Source organism: Desulfonatronovibrio magnus, from assembly GCF_000934755.1.
GTDB classification, from domain to species: domain Bacteria; phylum Desulfobacterota; class Desulfovibrionia; order Desulfovibrionales; family Desulfonatronovibrionaceae; genus Desulfonatronovibrio; species Desulfonatronovibrio magnus.
This window is the reverse complement of the sequence record NZ_JYNP01000155.1, coordinates 1-1116: the sequence shown is the minus strand read 5'-3', so window position 1 is coordinate 1116 and position 1116 is coordinate 1. Positions and strand designations below refer to the sequence as shown.

General features: G+C 46.0%; 1 protein-coding gene. It reads left to right on the top strand.

Translation table 11 applies throughout. The features are described from left to right. Positions 1–433: 433 nt before the first annotated feature. The coding region (locus tag LZ23_RS11975; protein WP_045214527.1) for a bifunctional DNA primase/polymerase at positions 434–1116 on the top strand (683 nt) is incomplete at its 3' end.

The window sequence follows — 1116 nt, the reverse complement described above, 5'->3', positions numbered from 1 at the left end:
TGTGAGCTCGGCTTTTATTATGTGTGTTTATTTTTCACTAAACTTTGAAGAGAAATGCAGCGCACGGCAGCAAACTTCTTACGGGCACAGTAAAAAGAGGTTAACAGCCCCCCGCTAATGCCCGCCAATACTGACTTGAGGGCTGTTAACCGCCATTACCATCCTAACTTCTGACTAACCACCTCCTACACAAATAGTAAAAAACTTTCACAAAAATACAACTTTTTCACACTCTCCTCTTAAAAAACCAAATTTTCGGCAGTATTCTTTTTCATGAGACTTTATGAAAACCTAAACCGCCATCCAAAAGACATGCACGAATTTCTCGCTGAGGTCCACGTACTAGCGCGAAAATCCTCAACAACTGATAAGTTTGAGGATGCAGTTCGAAAGCTGTGTCAGCAGATGGCAAAAAACATCGAGGAGATAAAAGATGAAAGAAAAGATTGTCGAAAGAGTGGCTGAGTTATTTTGTCCACCACAAGGTATTGCCCCGACTGGTGGTGAGCAGATGAAGACTGGAAACAAGTACCCAGATGCAAAGGAGATTGACCTTGCAAAGCATGTAGATGGCACAACTACGTATGCCTTAGATGCTGTTTACGGGGAAGGACTGTGCAAGTTCGGAGTACTGGACGTGGACCAGAGAGATGCAGCCGGGCTTAAGGCGGCAATGGACATGCGTGAGTACCTGGAAAGCAGCGGCGTGAACTGTCTGCTCTCGTTTTCAGGGAGCAAGGGCTATCACGTGACTGTTTTCTCGGAAGCAGTACCTAAAGAGGTTATGGCCGGTGCCTTGAAAAAAGTCAGAGCCAGGTTTGAGTTTAAGGGTGAGGTAATCCCAGGCGATGCCCAGAGATGTAAGCCTGCACCTTGCCTGCACCAGGTAGCTGGAAATATGAGCTATTATTTTCAGGATGAGCCTTATGGGGAAGAGTTTGGACCTGATAGTCTCCCTGCAGGCTTTTATGAACACCAGCTTGAGATCTTGGAACAGGTAAAGCCTACCCCAGCTAATGTGCTGATCGTCTTTGCCAGTACTGAGGATAAAAAAGAGCACCAGGGCAGTTTAGAGGACATGATCCCGAACTTCAGTAAGGCCAAAGATGAACTTAC